Genomic DNA, 16,363 nt, shown 5'->3' with positions numbered 1-16,363 from the left:
GCGGGTCCGGGTTCCTCGGCGCGGTGCGCGCGCCGATCTGCCAGCCGTCATGACGCGCGCTCGAATTGGTACCGCGGGTGCAGGCGCAACCCGCCCCATGAACCTGGCATTGCGCTCGCGCGTCATATCCTGTGTTTTTGCGGATTGATGGACCTGCGAGCCGCGCGATAGCGTTTGCGATCCACGGCCGATGAGGGCGGGAGCGGCATGACGGTTGAACCGCTGAACAGGCAACGCGTGCTGCATCTGCTCGACGCTTTCGCGCGCGGCGATATCGAAACCGCGCTGTCGTGCTGCACCGAAGACGTCGACTTCCTCACCCATGCACCGATCGACGTGCTGCCGCACATGGGGCCGCGCCACGGCAAGCAGGAGCTGCGGGAGCTGTGGCAGACGATCTGGTCGCGCTATTCGGAGATCCGCTACAAGGCGCCGCACATCCTCGCCGACGGCGACGAGGTCGCGACCTACATGCACACCTATTTCAGGAAGCGCAGCAACGAGCGCATCGTGCAGTTCGACATGGCGGTGTTCTACAGCTTCCGCGGCGGCCAGGTCTCGCAGATCCGCGAGATCATCGATTCCTACGACTTGGTGCAGCAGGTGCTGGAGCGCGAGATCGGACCGCTGATCATGGGGAAGAGGTTGGATTGATGATCTCCCTCTCCTCGTTCTTACGGGGAGAGGGTCGGGATGAAAGGCCTCTCTCCACACGAGCGGTCATCGATATACCTGTACCCCCTCACCCGGATCGCAAGAGCGATCCGACCTCTCCCCGCAAGCGGAGAGAGGTGAAGGAGAAACCGGGAAATTACGGGCTTCTATGATCAACCTCACAAACGGCCATCACTTGTGCATTGCAAAAACGTGAATTGCGTTTGGGCCGAAGTTCCCTATTTTATTCGTATACGAATGAGTTGAACGCCCCGAGCCGCCGTCACGGCGCATGGGGCTGTTTTCCGTTTTTTGCAAGCCAGCTTCAGGACTGCCCCAGATGACAGAGCACAGCCTCTGGCGTTTCTCGCGTGCGTTGCATCGCGCGATCAACGACCGGGATTTCAGCGATGTCGAGACCCTGATCGACGAGGACGTCGAGTGGGCGCTCTATGGCCCGATCGACATGTTTCCGTTCCTCGGCGCGCGGCAGGGCAAGAACGCCGTGCTCGAGGTCATCCGCCAGCTCGCCGACAATTTTAGGGTCCGCCGCTTCGACCGCGAGAGCATCATGCTGGGCGTCGATTCCGCCGCCTCGATGCTGCGCTATACGCTGACGGCGCTCGATTCCCACAAGCCGATTTCCTTGCGGGTCGCGCAGTTCGCCCAGTTCAGAGCCGGCAAGCTGATCAGCATGCGCGTGCTGATCGACACGTTTGATCTCGTTGAACAGGCACTCGGCCGCGCCATTCATCTGCCAAAGATGACCAGCGCCGGCTGAGGGGGACACCAACGGGCCCCGCTTTTCGGGACCGATGACGATGCGCGATGCGACGTCCTGGCCTCCAGCCCCGCCGGGATGCCGTCGTATCACGCGCTTGTCATCGGGCGCGCGCCTTGCGCGCGGCCCGCTGGTTCGCGTCCAAAGGCGCGTTGCCCCAAGCGAGCCGCCACAATTTCGCAACGATAGATCAGCATCTATGGCATGGACCGAATGGCGCATGGTCATCACCGAGGACCGCCTTATATTGGCGGACGGCATGCGCCGGGGCTCGCGGGCAGGACGATGGAATTCTCGACAGGTTTTGGCTGGACCAGGCTGACGGTGCTGGCGGCCGCGTTCATTTTCGGCTCGGTGCTGACGGTGTCGGCGCAGATCATTCCGCCCTTCTCCCCCGGCCCGGCTGCGACCGACGAGGAGGCCGAGACGGCGGAGGCGCCTGATGTCAACGATCCCGACGTGATGAAGGGCATCGACGTCGACAAGCTCGACTGGGGCCAGCTCGCGATCGACGCCGGCACGCTCAACGACATCATCGCCGCCAAGAAGCGCGCCAAGGCCGCGGCCAATAACGGGCTGAACTGGTCATCGAACGCCAATGCCAACGGCTCCTCGGCGGTGACCGTGAAGCAGTCGGTGTTCGAGTTCTGGGACACGAGGATCGGCGCCGACATGACGGTGGCGAAGGAGCCGACCACGATGTCCGAGCTCTTGGCGCAAAAGGCCGCCAATGGCGGCAACGTGCCGCAATCCTCCGGCGCCGCCTGGGCGACCGCGACCGCGCCGGGCGCAGGCGCGATCTGGGACAAGACCGCGGTGGAAGCCCGCGTCGATCCCGGCTCCGAGCAGAGCAAGGTCGGCGCCTCGCTAAGCAAGTCGGTGCCGCTGTCGGGCGACACCTCGCTGACGCTGCAGAATGGCTACAGCGTCAACCAGCAGGGCACCACCGCCGTCCCCGGCATCGGCGGTCACATCACGCGCAATTACGAGACCGACCAGAGCGCGAAGGTCACCATCACCGACACCGGCACCAGCATCATCGCCGGCCAGTCGCTGTCGACCACCGACGACAAATGGCTGCGCAAGCTCGGCGCCGAGCAAAAGCTGTTCGACAACGTCACCGTATCAGGCTCGGTCGGCGAGACCTCGCAAGGCGCGATCAACAAGAGCGTGACGGCGGGCTTCAAGAAGAGCTGGTGAGTTCCGGCCTCTCCCCGTGCGCGGCGAGAGGCCGGAATTTGCGCAAGCAAATTCCGGGTGAGGGGGAGCCTCCGCGAGTCCAAGCCCTAGTGCGGAAGCAGCCCCTCACCCCACCCTTTCCCCCCAAGAACGGGAAGAGGGAGTGAGACACCGACTGAGCCGCGAACACGGTTCGTCGTCGCAGCCGCCTTCAGACTTCCGTAACCATACGCCACGGCAAAGCCCCCGAATGGTCCGCCCTTGCCGCACCTCGGCCAAGTTGCGGTCAAAATCGGACGCCCTAGTCGGCTCGCAGAACGCCGTCGTGCGGGGGACACTCGCGCTGCGCTCAACGCGATCAGGGGAACAATGATGAACGCCATTCGTCCGGAAAAGATCGAAGCCACCGAGACCGAGACGGTCGACAACAACCTCGCCGCCGTGACCGAGGTCGAGGCCGGCATCCGCGACTTCGTCCGCAACGACATCGCCTATCTGCGCCGGCCGGCCACGCCGACCACCGACGCGCCGCCGCTCGACCCGAGCGCGGAAGCCACCGTCACCAACGTCAACTCGCTGATCCAGCGCGTCGCCGGCACCTCGCTCGCCGAGATCGAGAATCTGATCTCCGAGCTCGAGAGCCTGCGCGACCTGCTCCATGCCGAAGGCCAGCGCGTCCAGCGCGAGATCTCCGGCTACGCCCAGCTCAGCCAGGCCGCGATGAAGTCGACCCGCATGATCGCCGACAATGTCGCGCAGTGGAAGCGCGCCGCCGACGGCCTGCGCAACAGCTGATAGCTACCAGCGCCAGCATCACCGGCCGCCGCGTTCCCGGAAGGGAGCGCGGCGGTTTTGATTCTGGGGCGGGTGCGTGTTCGCACGCACAGTGCCCGCAATGCCGGTGTCATCGCCCGGCTTGCCGTCTTCGCTAAAGCTTCGCCGGCCGAGCACCCTTATGGTCCGGCGTAGCCTTGGCGGAGCCGGGACTAGGCGATCCAGTACTCCGAGCCGGCGCGGCCAGAACCGAGAAGCCGCGGCGTGCTGAATGCCCCGGTCAGGCCGGGGCATGACGGTGAGGGTGGGGCGCCAGCTGCGCGTCCGACGGAGGGTGCGTTTTGAACCCCCTGCCCTTCGCCGGCGACCAAATGCCAAGCGCCCGTGCCGCTGACGGCCGGGCCTGGGGGCATGTCAGATGGAAAGCATTCGGCCCGACGCCACGGACCCCATACCGCTGCGGCCTGCGCCGAGCCAGTTCGGCACGATCATGCTGCGCTTTGTCGGGTTGTTGGCAGTTGCGATCGCCATCCTGGCGTTCGTCTATAGCCGCTGAGCCGAGGCCGGATGCCGGCTCCGAAGACTTAACAAATCTTACCGGGCGGCTTCCACGGTCGAGGCTTCCAGGGTGTAGGCGCCGTCGGCATAGCCCTTCACCACCATGCCGGCGACCAGCATCACGGCCAGCGTGGCCGTAGCAAAAATGAATCCGACCAGCTTGAGTGCGCCGCGGTCTGCCATGGTCCTCGTCCCCTGTACTCTGTCTAATTCGCTTCAATTAGACAGCGACAGGTTCATAATTGGTTAGCAACTCGATGGTTCCGCCAACTGCTTCGCCGGCAAACCACATTGAGCAGGCTTATGGCAGCCGCCCCGAATCGCGTCCATAGCGCGCGGGCAACAGTTGGCTGCTTTCTCTCCCTCTCCCCGTTCTTACGGGGAGAGGGTTGGGTGAGGGGCCTCTCTCCACACGTGAGATCCATCGAGGGACCTGTACCCCCTCACCCGAATTCGATCTGCGATCGAATTCGACCTCTCCCCGCAAGCGGGGAGAGGTGAAGAAGCAGCAGCTCGATCGATTCTAAATCACGCGCCCTTCCGCATCGGCACGAAAGCTGTGGCGGTGATCGAATAGACTTCTTCGCCGCGTTGGTTGGTGCCGGTGGTCTGGGCGGTCAGGATGCCCCAGCCCCGGCGCGAGGCCGAGCTGCGCTTGTCGATGACGACGGTGACGTAAGAGACAGTGTCGCCGGCGAGCACCGGCCTGATCCAGCGCAGGTCGCGAAAGCCCGGCGACGGGCCCCACACCGCGACCTCCTCGCCGCGCGCCGCGGCCTCCCGCGCCAGACGCTGGCCGTCGGCGACAAGCAGGCTCATGCAGGCCGAGCCGACATGCCAGCCGGAAGCGGCGAGCCCACCGAACAGCGAGTTCTTGCCCTCCTCCTCGTCGAGGTGGAAGCGCTGCGGATCGAACTTTGCGGCGAACGCCTTGATGGACTCCGCGGTGAACGTATAGGCGCCGATCTCGCGGCGCTGGCCGATCGCGATCTCTTCGAAGAACGGCATCAGACCGCTCCCTCGCGCCGCTTGATCAGGATCGGCGAGGTCATCTCGGCGAGCGCCTGCCCGGCTGCGTTGCGCGCGGTGCATTTGAACTTGACGATGCCGAGCTCGGGGCGGCTCTTCGAGGTGCGCGCCTCCACGACGTCGACATCGAGCATAAGGTCGTCGCCTGGCCTGAGCGGCGAGAGCCAGCGCACCTCGTCGACGCCGGGGGATCCCAGCGAAGCGGCGCGGGTGATGAAGCCGTCGGCCATCATCCGCATCATCAGCGAGCAGAGGTGCCAGCCCGAGCCGGACAGGCCGCGCAGCATGCTCTTAGCCGCAGCCTCCTCGTCGAGGTGCATCGGCTGCGGATCGAACTCGGCGGCAAAGGCCAAAATCTCGTCGCGGGTGACATGGCGCGGGCCGAATGTGCCGAACCGGCCGGTGGGGAAATCTTCGAAGGTGAGGGTCATCTTGGGAAAGCTTTGCGGGAATGACAGATTGTGGCCGCACTTTGCGGCAATCTCAACCCGCCGACCCGCATGGCTCGTGCTACATACGGGTATCGGCGTTGATTTGAGTCGGATCGATCGGCGGCCGAAGCCCGATTTGGCGTCCCGACTTGCCGTGCCGACTTGCCCTGGGGAGAGCAATGTTTTCATTCAGCGACCTGTTTCAATGGGACCGCTTCATCACGCCCACCATCATCAAGACCTTCTACTGGCTGGTGATCGCGCTGATCTGCCTGTTCGGCCTCTCCGGCATTTTCTCAGGGCTCGCGACCATGGCGGTCAGCCCGTTCGGCGGCTTCCTGCTGCTGCTGTCGTCGATCGCCAGCGTCGTCGTCGGCATCGTGTTCTCGCGCATCGTCGCGGAGCTGATCCTGATCGTGTTCCGCATCAACGAGCATCTCGGCGCGATCCGCGACCAGGGCGGCGGGATGCGGTGAGGCTCTCGTGTCCCGGACGAGTCGCGGCATGAAATGACGCGACGCAGAGCCGGGACCCATTGCTTCTGCAATCGAGATTCCTGGGCCCCGGCTCTGCAGCGCACCGCAACAGCGCTGCGCTGCGTCCGGGGCACGAATCCGCGCTACGTGTTAAACCTAAAATGCATCACGTCGCCGTCGGCGACGATGTACTCCTTGCCTTCGAGCCGCAGCTTGCCGGCATCGCGGGCGCCGGCTTCGCCGCCGAGCGCGACATAGTCGTCATAGGCGATGGTCTCGGCGCGGATAAAACCCTTCTCGAAATCGGTGTGGATCACACCGGCGGCGCCCGGCGCCTTGGTGCCGCGATAGATGGTCCAGGCGCGTGCTTCCTTCGGGCCCACCGTGAAATAGGTGATGAGGTCGAGCAGCGTGTAGCCGGCGCGGATCAGGCGATCGAGGCCGGCTTCTTCCAGACCCAGCGTCTCCAGGAAGTCGGCGCGCTCCTCGCGCGAGATGGTGGCGATCTCGGATTCGATCTTGGCGGAAATGACGACGGCGACGGCGCCTTCCTTGGCGGCCTGCTCCTGCACCGCCTGGGAGAACGAATTGCCTGTCGCGGCCGAGCCTTCCTCGACGTTGCAGACATAGAGCACGGGCTTGGACGACAGCAGGCCGAGCATGCCGAAGGCCCGCTCCTCCTCCGCCTTGCGCGCGACGAGGCGCGCGGGCTTGCCCTCGCGCAGCAGCACCAGCGTGCGATTGACGAGGTCGAGCTGCTCCTTGGCGTCCTTGTCGTTGCCCTTGGCCTTCTTGGTGAGGTTGTCGACGCGCTTTTCGAGGCTGTCGAGATCGGCGAGCATCAGCTCGGTCTCGATGGTCTCGATGTCGGCGAGCGGGGCGATCTTGCCTTCGACATGGGTGATGTCGGAATCTTCAAAGCAGCGCACGACGTGCGCGATGGCGTCGACCTCGCGGATGTTGGCGAGAAACTGGTTGCCGAGGCCTTCGCCCTTGGAGGCGCCGCGCACGAGGCCGGCGATGTCGACGAAGGTGAGCCGGGTCGGGATGATCTGCGCGGATTTGGCGATCGCCGCCAGCTTATCGAGCCGCGGATCGGGCACGGCCACCTCGCCGACATTCGGCTCGATGGTGCAGAACGGATAGTTCGCGGCCTGCGCCGCCGCCGTCTCGGTCAGCGCGTTGAACAAGGTCGACTTGCCGACATTGGGCAATCCGACGATCCCGCATTTGAATCCCACGAGCGTTATTCCTTGCCGTTGTCGTCCTTGGTCAAAAATCCCTTCGCCTGCATGGCGAGATGCACCCTGTTGGCAAAGGTCGCGTCCGTGCCCTCAGCGATCAGTGCGGCGTGCTCGGCGACGGCGTCGCAGAGCGTCACCACCCAGTCGTTGTCGGCCTTGGCGAAGTCCGACAGCACGTGGCCGTGCACCAGCTCCTTGACGCCGGGATGACCGATGCCGAGCCTGACACGGCGGTAGTCGTTTCCGATATGCGCCGAGATCGAGCGCAGGCCGTTGTGGCCGGCGATGCCGCCTCCGATCTTCACCCGCACCTTGCCCGGCGGCAGTTCGAGTTCGTCGTGAAACACGGTGACGTCGCCCGGCGCGATCTTGAAGAAGCCTGCCGCCTCCTGAACGCTGCGGCCGGACTCGTTCATGTAGGTCATGGGCTTGAGCAGGATCACGCGCTCGGTGCCGAGCGTGCCTTCCGAGGTCTCGCCCTGAAAACGACGGCGCCATGGTGCGAAACCATGACGCCGCGCGATCTCGTCGACGGCCATGAAGCCGATATTGTGCCGGTTACGTGCGTATTTCGCGCCGGGATTGCCGAGCCCAACAAAGAGTCGCATGACGCGGCGCGCCCCTCGCTCGGCGCGCGGCTAGAGACCGCGCGCCAGCTTTGAGAGATTACTTCTTCTTGTCGCCGCCGGCGGGAGCCTTGGCAGCAGCCGCCGGAGCAGCACCTGCAGTCGGAGCAGCAGCACCTGCCGCCGGAGCAGCAGCGCCAGCAACCGGAGCCGCGCCACCAGCAGCAGCCGCAGCCGCGGCCTTCTGCTCTTCGGCGTAGCCGGACGGCGGCACGATGGTGACGAGGGTCGCGTCCTCGCGGGTCAGCGCCTTGACGCCGGCCGGCAGCTTGACGTCCGACAGATGCAGCGAGTGACCGATTTCCAGCGAGCCGACGTCGGCCTCGATGTACTGCGGAATGCTCTCGACACCGCATTCGAGCTCGATGGCGTGGGCGACGATGTTGACGGTGCCGCCGCGCTTCACGCCCGGGGAAGATTCCGCCTTCACCACATGCAAGGGAACGCTGATGCGGATGGTGGCGCCTTCCCCTAACCGCATGAAGTCGACATGGATCGGGAAGTCCTTGACCGGATCGAGGTGATAGTCGCGCGGAATCACGCGGTGCTTCTTGCCCTCGAGGTCGATATCGACCAGCGTGGTCAGGAACCGGCCGGCGAGAATGCGCTGGCGCAGTTCACGATCTGCAATCGAGATCGTCAGCGGGGGCTGGTTGTCACCATAGATCACTCCGGGCACTCTGCCGGCGCGACGCTCAGCCCGGGCGGCCCCCTTGCCGCTCTTCGGACGTGCGGTCGCCTTCAATTCCTTGACGGTCGTCGCCATGTCGTTAAGTCCTTGTTTTTGCAAAAGTTAATGGGCCGCAGCGCGGCCCATGGCATCGTCCGCAGCAAGCCTCCAGGGGTGCGGGGGCCGCGGACGTGGCGGGCTTTTACCCGGAAGATGCGGAAATGACAAGGAGAATGGGCTGGCGGCCCGGGTTCCACCCTCCCCTGGAGGGGGAGGGTCGATGCGATGCAGCGAAGCGGAATGCGCAGCGGGGTGGGGTGACAGTCTCTCCAATCAGGTGGTGCCCGAGTGGAGAGATCACCCCACCCCGGCGCTGCGCGCCGACCCTCCCCCTCCAGGGGAGGGTAAGAAGGAGCGCGGCGTTACGTGGACGTCCCGCCCAGCCTGGCCTCCAGCGCCGCAATCCGCGCCTTCAGGGCCTCGTTCTCCTCACGCGCCAGGCGGGCCATGTCCTTGACCGCCTCGAACTCCTCGCGCTTGACGAGGTCCATGTCGCGCAGGAATTTTTCAGCCTGGGTGCGCATCACCGTATCGAACTCGCGCTTGACGCCCTGGGCGGCACCGGCGGCGTCGTTCATCAGGCGGCCGATCTCGTCGAAAAACCGGTTGCTGGTCTGGGTCATGTCGGTCTCCTGGTGCCGTCGATAAACTTTGCGCGAATGCTCGAAAGACAATGGCAATCCGAGCGAAATGGTTCAAGAGCCGGGCGGCGCTATCCTTGTCATGCCCCGGTTTCCTTGCAATCGTATTCAACGTCCCTGCATAACAAGAATCACAAAAGCGGAACGCAAGACATGATCGAGCAGCAGATCGCAATTCCCACCAAGGACGGCCACACCGCGACCTTCATCGTTCATCCCGAGCGCGGCGGGCCGTTCCCGGTCATCCTGTTCTACATGGACGCGCCGGCGATCCGCGAGGAGCTGCGCGACATGGCGCGCCGGCTCGCGACTTCGGGCTACTACGTGATGCTGCCGAACCTCTATTACCGCTCCGGCGTGATGGAGTTCGGCGCGCTGCCGACTGACCCGAACGCGCCGGAGCGCAAGCGCATGTTCGCGCTGATGGGCTCGCTCACGATTCCCATGATCATGGACGACACAAGCGCGCTGCTCGCCTATGCCGAGGGCCAGACCGCCGCGAACAGCAAAATCGTCGGCGCCGTCGGCTATTGCATGAGTGGCCGCTACGCCATCAATGCCGCCACGCATTTCCCTGAAAGCGTCAAGGCCGCCGCCTCGATCTACGGTGTGCAGCTCGCGACGGAGCAGGGCGACAGCCCGCATCTGGCGGCAGGCAAGACCAAGGCGGAGCTCTATTTCGCCTGCGCCGAGACCGATGTCTACGCGCCGCCGGAGATTGTCGAGAAGGTCAAAGAGGGCATGAGCGGCGCCAATGCCGAGGTCGAGATCTATCCTGGCACGCATCACGGTTTCGCCTTTCCCAAGCGTCCGGTCTACAACCGCGACGCCGCCGAGCGGCATTGGGAGCGGCTGCTGGCGCTCTATCGCCGCAACCTCGTCTAGACATAGAAGGCGTGATGCCCTTTCTGCTCATCGACTTTCCCGCCTTCAAGCCGATCGCGATCGAGATCGGTCCGTTCGCGATCCGCTGGTATGCGCTGGCCTATATCTGCGGCATCGTGTTCGGCTGGCTCTATGCGCGCTCGCTGCTGAAGAACCAGCGGCTGTGGGGCGGACCCGCGCCGATCTCGCAGGTTCAGATCGACGACTTCATCCTGTGGGTCACGCTCGGCATCATCCTCGGCGGCCGCACCGGCTATGTGCTGTTCTACAATCTGCCCTTCTTCATGGAGCATCCCGCCGCGATCTTCCGGTTGTGGGAGGGCGGCATGTCGTTCCATGGCGGCTTCCTCGGTTGCGTCGTCGCGGTGATGTGGTTCGCCTACCGGAACCGCATCTCGATTCTCTCGCTGGGCGACATCACCACCGCGGTCGCGCCGGTCGGGCTGCTGCTCGGGCGCATCGCCAATTTCATCAATGGCGAATTGTGGGGCCGCGCCACCGACCCGAGCCTGCCCTGGGCGATGATCTTCCCCAACGATCCCACCCAGCTGCCGCGCCATCCGAGCCAGCTCTATGAGGCCGGCATGGAGGGCATCCTGCTGTTCACCGTGCTCGCCATCATGATCCGCTTCGGCGCCTTGAAGCGGCCTGGCATGATCCTCGGCGCCTTCATTTTGATCTATGGTCTGACCCGGATCGCCGGCGAGCATTTCCGCGAGCCGGACGTTCAGCTCGGCTTTCTCTGGGGCGGGTTAACCATGGGCATGCTGTTGTCCATTCCGATGCTTATTGTCGGGGGCATACTTATTGTATGGGCAGTGCGGCGCGGTGCGCCGAAGCCGATTGAGGCCGTTCGTTAATTCATTTCGAGAAGGCACGCCGTGACCGACCAGCCGCTCCTCGACGAGATCAAGGCGCTGATCAAGTCCTCAGGGCCCATGCCGGTGTGGCGGTACATGGAACTGTGCCTGATGCATCCGCGCTACGGCTATTACGTCTCGCGCGATCCTTTGGGCCGTGAAGGCGACTTCACCACCGCGCCCGAGGTCAGCCAGATGTTCGGCGAGCTGCTCGGCCTGTGGACCGCATCGGTATGGAAGCAGATGGGCTCGCCGCAATTCCTGCGGCTGATCGAGCTCGGTCCCGGCCGCGGCACCATGATGGCAGATGCGCTGCGCGCGCTGCGCGTGCTGCCGCCGCTCTACCAGGCGCTTCACGTCCACATGGTCGAGGTCAATCCGGTCCTGCGCGAACGGCAGAATGCGACGCTGCAAGGCGTGCGCAACATCGCCTGGCACGACAGCATCGACGAGGTGCCGGAAGGCCCCGGCATCATCCTCGCCAACGAATATTTCGACGTGCTGCCGATCCACCAGATGGTTCGCCACGAGAACGGCTGGCACGAGCGCGTCATCGAGCTCGATTCCAACGGCAGGCTTCAATTCGGCGCGGCGGCCGAGCCGACGCCGCGTTTCGACGTGCTGCTGCCGCCGCTGGTGCGCGCCGCGCCGGTCGGCGCGGTGTTCGAATGGCGGCCCGACGCCGAGATCATGAAGCTCGCCACCCGCGTGCGCGACCAGGACGGTGCGGCGCTGATCATCGACTACGGCCATTTGCGCAGCGATGCCGGCGACACCTTCCAGGCCATCGCACGCCACAGCTTCACCGATCCCCTGAAGGCGCCGGGCCAGGCCGACCTCACCGCCCATGTCGATTTCCAGGCGCTGGCGCGGGCGGCAGAAGACGTCGGCGCGCGCGTGCACGGTCCGGTAACGCAGGGCGATTTCCTCAAGCGCGTCGGCATCGACACCCGCGCCGCCGCCTTGATGCAGAAGGCGACGCCGGAGGTCGCCACCGACATTTCCGTGGCGCTCAAGCGGCTGACCGATACAGGGCGCGACGGCATGGGATCGATGTTCAAGGTGCTCGGCATCTCCGAGCCGCGATTGACCGGCCTTGCCGGCCTCAGCGACCTCGAACACGCCGGAGGCCATCAATGACGCTCACTTCGTCGCTGCTCTCGGCGGTGCCCGGCCTGCGCCACGCCTTCTTCACCCGCGAAGGCGGCGTCTCCAGCGGCATTTATGCGGCGCTGAACGGCGGGCTCGGCTCCAACGACGATCAGGCCCTTGTCGCGGAGAATCGCCGCCGCATGGCCGAGCATGTCGGCGTTGCGCCGGAGCATTTCATCAGCCTGCACCAGATCCATTCGCCCGACGTGCTCGTGGCGGAGGCGCCATGGCCGAGCGGGCCTCGCCCGAAGGGCGATGCGCTGGTGACAAAGACACCCGGCATCGCGCTCGGCGTCTCCACCGCCGATTGCGGGCCGGTGCTGTTCGTCGACCCGAACGCGGGTGTGATCGGCGGCGCCCATGCCGGCTGGAAGGGTGCGCTGACCGGCGTGCTGGAGTCCACGATTGTTGCGATGGAAAAGCTCGGCGCGACGCGCAGCGGCATCATCGCCGCGATCGGCCCGTTGATCCGGCAGGACAGCTACGAGGTCGGCAACGAGTTCGTCGCGCGCTTCATCGAAGCGGACGCGGACAACGCGATGTTCTTCATCCCGTCGGTGCGTGAGAGACACGCAATGTTCGATCTCGCCGGCTTCATCCGCAAGCGGCTGGAAGCCGCCGGCATTTTGATGATCGACGATCTCGGTCTCGACACCTACGCCGACGAGCGCTTCTTCAGCTACCGCCGCTCGGTGCATCGCAACGAGCCGGACTACGGCCGCCACATTCACGCGATTGCGCTGGAAGACTAGGCCTCAGTCGCTGCACTTTTCGAACAGCGGCGTTTGCTGTGTCGTACGGTGCCATTCTGTTGGCATCTTATCGTAGGACTTGGCTGGCGGAGGTGGCGGCGGAGGGCGGACGTAAAAACCTTCCTCGACGTCAAACTTCTTTCCGTCCTCTCGGTGCGCAGAAAAAGTTCGATATTTGTCGCCAACCTTGAGGAGAACGATCTCCCATACTTCACCAGGCTGACGCCACCACACGACGGGCAGACTGGGTGGGGGATCTTGAACTGATAGGAATTTGATCTTGTCCTCGGCAATGCGTGTCGCCGAATAGATCGTGCTGATGAATGTCCTCATCTGCCCGTACGTTCGGTTCGTGAGGTTGATGGTCGGCGGACCGGACGACGGACAATATAAGTCAATCGAGCGCCGCAAGAGTCCTGATCGCAGGCTCTCCTTGGATCCTTTTGACAATCGACCGACCACGCGCCGAGAAGTCCGAATCAACGAATGACGTCGGCCGCACTCTCTTCGGCAGCGGCCGGCCACGCAACAAGGCACGCAACGATTACGCCGAATGCAGCCCCCCTCACCGACTGCCCCCTTGTCACTGACTCTATCAATTAAGCCCTGTGGCCCGCCCGCCCTAGACGTTAAGCGATTTTAACGATATCGCAAGGCGCAATGAGGGAAGCGTCAATCCGCCTGCTCCAAACCGGGACAATCGTGCGCGCGATCATTGCGGCCGCATCGGTTGTGGTCGCATGCCTGCTTGGCGGCTGCGCCGGCAGCGGCGGCAGCGCCGCCAACTCCTATGCGATGGCGCCGAGCGGCGGGTCGGGGGCGACCGTCGCCTTCGAATCAATTGATGGACCGCCGCCGCAGGTGTTCGACCGCATGGTCGGCGTGCTCGAAAGCGAGTCCAAGCTGCGCAGCCTGTCCGTGGTCTCCCGCGAGGGCTCGGCCGCCTACCGGGTGCGCAGCTACCTCTCCGCCCAGGTGGTGCGCGGCAAGACCGTGATCGCCTGGGTCTGGGACGTCTACGACGCCAACCAGCAGCGGGCGTTGCGCCTCTCCGGCGAGGAACCGACCTCCGCCAAGGGCGGTCGCGATGCGACGCGCGATCCTTGGCAAGCGGCTGACGATCTGGTGCTGCGGAAGATCGCCCAGGCCGGATTCAGCGGACTTTCCAATATGATCAACGGAACGCCGGATGCGCCCGGCGCGGTTCCCGGCCTGCGCGGACCGGCGGTGGCGAGCGCTATTCCGGCAGCTCCGGCGCCGGACGTGCCGGCCTCGGCGCTTGGCTATGCCGAGCAATAACCCCCGCTAAACCACGGCCCCAACTTGCTGCCAAGCCGTTGGCCCGACTCAGGATTTTCGAAGGGAAAACGTAGCATCCCGGGTTGCCATTGCGGCCTCTCGCCTGATATTTCCTCGCCCGTCGTAACCGTGCTGCCAGTGGGTATTCTCTGATGTTGAACGTCGTATCCAGCAAAGCGCGGGAGGAAGCGTCCATGTCGGCCAAGAACGGCTCCATCAAGCTTGTCGCCGGCAACTCCAATCCGGCTCTCGCCCAGGCCATCGCCCAGGGCCTCGACATGCCGCTGACCAAGGCGGTGGTACGGCGCTTCGCCGACATGGAGATCTTCGTCGAGGTCCAGGAGAACATCCGCGGCTCGGATGCCTTCATCATCCAGTCGACCTCGTTTCCGGCGAACGACAATCTGATGGAGCTCTTGATCATCACCGACGCGTTGCGCCGCTCCTCGGCGCGCCGCATCACCGCAGTGATCCCGTATTTCGGCTATGCTCGGCAGGACCGCCGCTCCGGCTCGCGCACGCCGATCTCGGCCAAGCTCGTCGCCAATCTGATCACCCATGCCGGCGTGGACCGCGTCATGACGCTCGACCTGCATGCCGGCCAGATCCAGGGCTTCTTCGACATCCCGACCGACAATTTGTTCGCCGCCCCCCTGATGGTGCGCGACATTCGCGAACGTTTCGACCTCAGCAAGGTCATGGTGGTATCGCCCGACGTCGGCGGCGTGGCCCGCGCCCGCGGCCTTGCCAAGCGCATCAACACCCCGCTCGCGATCGTCGACAAGCGCCGCGAGCGTCCGGGTGAATCCGAGGTCATGAACGTGATCGGCGACGTCTCCGGCTACAGCTGTATCCTGGTCGACGACATCGTCGATTCCGGCGGCACGCTGGTGAACGCGGCCGACGCGCTGCTCGCCAAGGGCGCCAAGGACGTCTACGCCTACATCACCCACGGCGTGCTCTCCGGCGGCGCTGCCGCCCGCATCGCCGGCTCGAAGCTGAAGGAGCTGGTGATCACCGACTCGATCCTGCCGACCGAGGCCGTGACCAGGGCACCGAACATCCGCACGCTGCCGATCGGCAGCCTGATCTCCGACGCCATCGCGCGCACCGCGGCGGAAGAGTCGGTGTCGAGCCTGTTCGACTAAGTTAATTTTCGCAGTTCCATGGGTGGGCAGAGGCGAAGCGCGCCGTGCCCACCTTTTTATATTGGCGATGCCAAGGTCACCTCACGCCGCAAAGCCCGGCAACACCACATCCCTCATCAGCGCGAGCATCACCGCGGTCTGCTCCTGGCCCGACCGCTGATAGTTTCCGCAGTGGATCACTACGACGAGATCGCGCGCGGGGATCACGAACAGATACTGGCCGCCCCAGCCGACTCCGCCGAACCAGTGCAATGGGTGCGCGGTGGCGAAATCGCCCATGTACCAGTGATAGCCATAGTGACGGCCGAAGCTGATCGGCACGACCGGCCTGGTCACGCGCTCCACCCAATCGGCCGACACGATCGACTTTCCGTTCCAGTTGCCTCCCGCCAGCATGAGCTGACCGATCTTGACGAGATCGCGCGGTAAGAGACGCGCCCCTGACGCTGCGCGCGGCTCGCCGTCGCGGCCAACGCTCCAGTCGGACGAACCGAAGCCCATGGGATCGAACAGCACCCGCCGGCAATAGGCCGGCAGAGCTTCGCCGGTGCCCCTTGCAATGAGCCGGCCAAGCAGCGCGGTGGCGCCGCCGCAATAGGTCCATTTCACGCCGGGCTCGCTGAGAATCGGACGTTCGAGAATGAAGCGATAGCGATCGGGCGCGGCTTCCATCGCCGTCTCGCCATTGCGTGGATCACCGTAAACGATGGTGAGCTCGTCCCATTCGAAGCCGAGCGTCATGGAGAGCAGATGATGGATCGTGAGCTTGTCACGGCCGGGCTGCGCGGCGAGATCGGCATATTCCGGAAACTGCGCGTAGAGCTTTGCATCCGGCGGCGGCACCTTGCCTTCCGCGAGCGCAACGCCATAGGCGAGGCCGACGACGCTCTTCGAGACAGAGCGCAGATCGTGCAGCACGTCGGGACCAAAGACGACATCGCCGAGGGGAGCGCCCAGGCGCTCGTCCGCGCCTTGCCCGTAATGCTCAAACGCGAGCTTGCCGCCCTGGTTGACCAACAACGCATGCAGACCGAGCAACTTTCCGGCCTGCTCGAGCCCTGCGAGGCGCTCCGCCGCATCCGATGATGCGGCACTCGCTGACATAGCCCGTGGAAGAACGATGCTAGCGCCAAGACAAGCCAGC

The 16,363-nt window shown here is 64.6% G+C and carries 21 protein-coding genes; 12 read left to right on the top strand and 9 right to left on the bottom strand.

What is annotated here, in order from left to right; genetic code table 11:
* Nucleotides 1-207 precede the first annotated feature (207 nt).
* The 5 genes from JJB99_RS06915 to JJB99_RS06895 all read left to right on the top strand — a co-directional run bounded on the left by JJB99_RS06915 (nt 208) and on the right by JJB99_RS06895 (nt 3,944).
* Nucleotides 208-654, top strand: a complete 447-nt coding sequence (locus tag JJB99_RS06915; protein ID WP_200498066.1) for a nuclear transport factor 2 family protein — start codon at nt 208-210, stop codon at nt 652-654.
* Nucleotides 655-994: 340 nt separating this feature from the next.
* On the top strand, nt 995-1,435 hold the full coding sequence (locus JJB99_RS06910) for a nuclear transport factor 2 family protein (protein WP_200498065.1): 441 nt from the start codon (nt 995-997) through the stop codon (nt 1,433-1,435).
* A 285-nt stretch (nt 1,436-1,720) separates the two neighbouring features.
* Nucleotides 1,721-2,635: a hypothetical protein gene (locus tag JJB99_RS06905; RefSeq protein WP_200498064.1), complete on the top strand. Its 915-nt coding sequence runs from the start codon at nt 1,721-1,723 to the stop codon at nt 2,633-2,635.
* A gap of 351 nt (nt 2,636-2,986) precedes the next feature.
* A complete protein-coding gene (locus JJB99_RS06900; protein WP_200498063.1) occupies nt 2,987-3,409 on the top strand; it encodes a hypothetical protein in 423 nt (140 codons plus the stop codon).
* 397 nt (nt 3,410-3,806) lie between these two features.
* Entirely contained in the window at nt 3,807-3,944 is a 138-nt protein-coding gene (locus JJB99_RS06895) for a hypothetical protein (protein ID WP_200498062.1), read from the top strand.
* 38 nt (nt 3,945-3,982) lie between these two features.
* Here JJB99_RS06895 and JJB99_RS06890 read toward each other — a convergent pair whose 3' ends face one another.
* From JJB99_RS06890 to JJB99_RS06880, 3 genes are all read right to left on the bottom strand, one after another.
* Nucleotides 3,983-4,129, bottom strand: coding sequence for a hypothetical protein (locus JJB99_RS06890; protein ID WP_007596790.1), 147 nt, complete (start codon nt 4,127-4,129; stop codon nt 3,983-3,985).
* A gap of 345 nt (nt 4,130-4,474) precedes the next feature.
* Entirely contained in the window at nt 4,475-4,954 is a 480-nt protein-coding gene (locus tag JJB99_RS06885; protein ID WP_200498061.1) for a MaoC family dehydratase, read from the bottom strand.
* Entirely contained in the window at nt 4,954-5,406 is a 453-nt protein-coding gene (locus JJB99_RS06880; protein ID WP_200498060.1) for a MaoC family dehydratase, read from the bottom strand. The genes JJB99_RS06885 and JJB99_RS06880 overlap by 1 nt, the downstream gene beginning before the upstream one ends.
* A 179-nt stretch (nt 5,407-5,585) precedes the next feature.
* Here JJB99_RS06880 and JJB99_RS06875 point away from each other — a divergent pair, with 179 nt between their 5' ends.
* Nucleotides 5,586-5,882, top strand: a complete 297-nt coding sequence (locus tag JJB99_RS06875) for a DUF4282 domain-containing protein (RefSeq protein WP_200498059.1) — start codon at nt 5,586-5,588, stop codon at nt 5,880-5,882.
* A 143-nt stretch (nt 5,883-6,025) separates the two neighbouring features.
* Here JJB99_RS06875 and ychF read toward each other — a convergent pair whose 3' ends face one another.
* From ychF to JJB99_RS06855, 4 genes are all read right to left on the bottom strand, one after another.
* Nucleotides 6,026-7,123 carry a redox-regulated ATPase YchF gene (gene ychF / locus JJB99_RS06870; protein ID WP_200498058.1) on the bottom strand — a complete coding sequence of 366 codons (1,098 nt, stop codon included), beginning with the start codon at nt 7,121-7,123 and terminating at the stop codon, nt 6,026-6,028.
* Nucleotides 7,124-7,128: 5 nt separating this feature from the next.
* A complete protein-coding gene (gene pth, locus JJB99_RS06865; RefSeq protein WP_200498057.1) occupies nt 7,129-7,734 on the bottom strand; it encodes an aminoacyl-tRNA hydrolase in 606 nt (201 codons plus the stop codon).
* A 58-nt stretch (nt 7,735-7,792) separates the two neighbouring features.
* Entirely contained in the window at nt 7,793-8,518 is a 726-nt protein-coding gene (locus JJB99_RS06860) for a 50S ribosomal protein L25/general stress protein Ctc (protein ID WP_200498056.1), read from the bottom strand.
* Nucleotides 8,519-8,844: 326 nt separating this feature from the next.
* Nucleotides 8,845-9,105 (bottom strand): accessory factor UbiK family protein, encoded by a 261-nt coding sequence (locus JJB99_RS06855; RefSeq protein ID WP_200498055.1) that lies wholly within the window; start codon nt 9,103-9,105, stop codon nt 8,845-8,847.
* Nucleotides 9,106-9,276: 171 nt separating this feature from the next.
* On the opposite strand from JJB99_RS06855, the gene JJB99_RS06850 reads away from it, so the two are divergent.
* From JJB99_RS06850 to pgeF, 4 genes are read left to right on the top strand one after another with little or no spacing between them, the layout of a single operon-like run.
* A complete protein-coding gene (locus JJB99_RS06850; protein WP_200498054.1) occupies nt 9,277-10,008 on the top strand; it encodes a dienelactone hydrolase family protein in 732 nt (243 codons plus the stop codon).
* A gap of 14 nt (nt 10,009-10,022) precedes the next feature.
* On the top strand, nt 10,023-10,868 hold the full coding sequence (lgt, locus tag JJB99_RS06845; RefSeq protein WP_200498053.1) for a prolipoprotein diacylglyceryl transferase: 846 nt from the start codon (nt 10,023-10,025) through the stop codon (nt 10,866-10,868).
* Nucleotides 10,869-10,889: 21 nt separating this feature from the next.
* Complete coding sequence (locus JJB99_RS06840) at nt 10,890-12,008, top strand: class I SAM-dependent methyltransferase (RefSeq protein WP_200498052.1); 1,119 nt, start codon at nt 10,890-10,892, stop codon at nt 12,006-12,008.
* The gene (gene pgeF / locus JJB99_RS06835; RefSeq protein WP_200498051.1) at nt 12,005-12,772 is read left to right on the top strand and encodes a peptidoglycan editing factor PgeF; all 768 of its coding nucleotides are present in this window, start codon (nt 12,005-12,007) and stop codon (nt 12,770-12,772) included. Before JJB99_RS06840 ends, pgeF begins: the two co-directional genes overlap by 4 nt.
* A 3-nt stretch (nt 12,773-12,775) precedes the next feature.
* Here the strand turns inward: pgeF and JJB99_RS06830 are convergent, their stop codons facing one another.
* On the bottom strand, nt 12,776-13,105 hold the full coding sequence (locus JJB99_RS06830; RefSeq protein ID WP_200498050.1) for a hypothetical protein: 330 nt from the start codon (nt 13,103-13,105) through the stop codon (nt 12,776-12,778).
* Nucleotides 13,106-13,432: 327 nt separating this feature from the next.
* Here JJB99_RS06830 and JJB99_RS06825 point away from each other — a divergent pair, with 327 nt between their 5' ends.
* Both JJB99_RS06825 and JJB99_RS06820 read left to right on the top strand, forming a co-directional pair.
* Entirely contained in the window at nt 13,433-14,071 is a 639-nt protein-coding gene (locus tag JJB99_RS06825; protein ID WP_200498049.1) for a hypothetical protein, read from the top strand.
* A 194-nt stretch (nt 14,072-14,265) separates the two neighbouring features.
* Nucleotides 14,266-15,219 (top strand): ribose-phosphate pyrophosphokinase, encoded by a 954-nt coding sequence (locus JJB99_RS06820; protein WP_200498048.1) that lies wholly within the window; start codon nt 14,266-14,268, stop codon nt 15,217-15,219.
* Nucleotides 15,220-15,300: 81 nt separating this feature from the next.
* Here JJB99_RS06820 and JJB99_RS06815 read toward each other — a convergent pair whose 3' ends face one another.
* Nucleotides 15,301-16,323: a serine hydrolase domain-containing protein gene (locus tag JJB99_RS06815; protein ID WP_200498047.1), complete on the bottom strand. Its 1,023-nt coding sequence runs from the start codon at nt 16,321-16,323 to the stop codon at nt 15,301-15,303.
* Between the last annotated feature and the right edge of the window lie 40 nt (nt 16,324-16,363).

It is taken from the genome of Bradyrhizobium diazoefficiens (assembly GCF_016616235.1).
Classification (GTDB): Bacteria; Pseudomonadota; Alphaproteobacteria; order Rhizobiales; family Xanthobacteraceae; genus Bradyrhizobium; species Bradyrhizobium diazoefficiens_H.
This window is presented reverse-complemented; position numbering and strand designations above follow the sequence as displayed.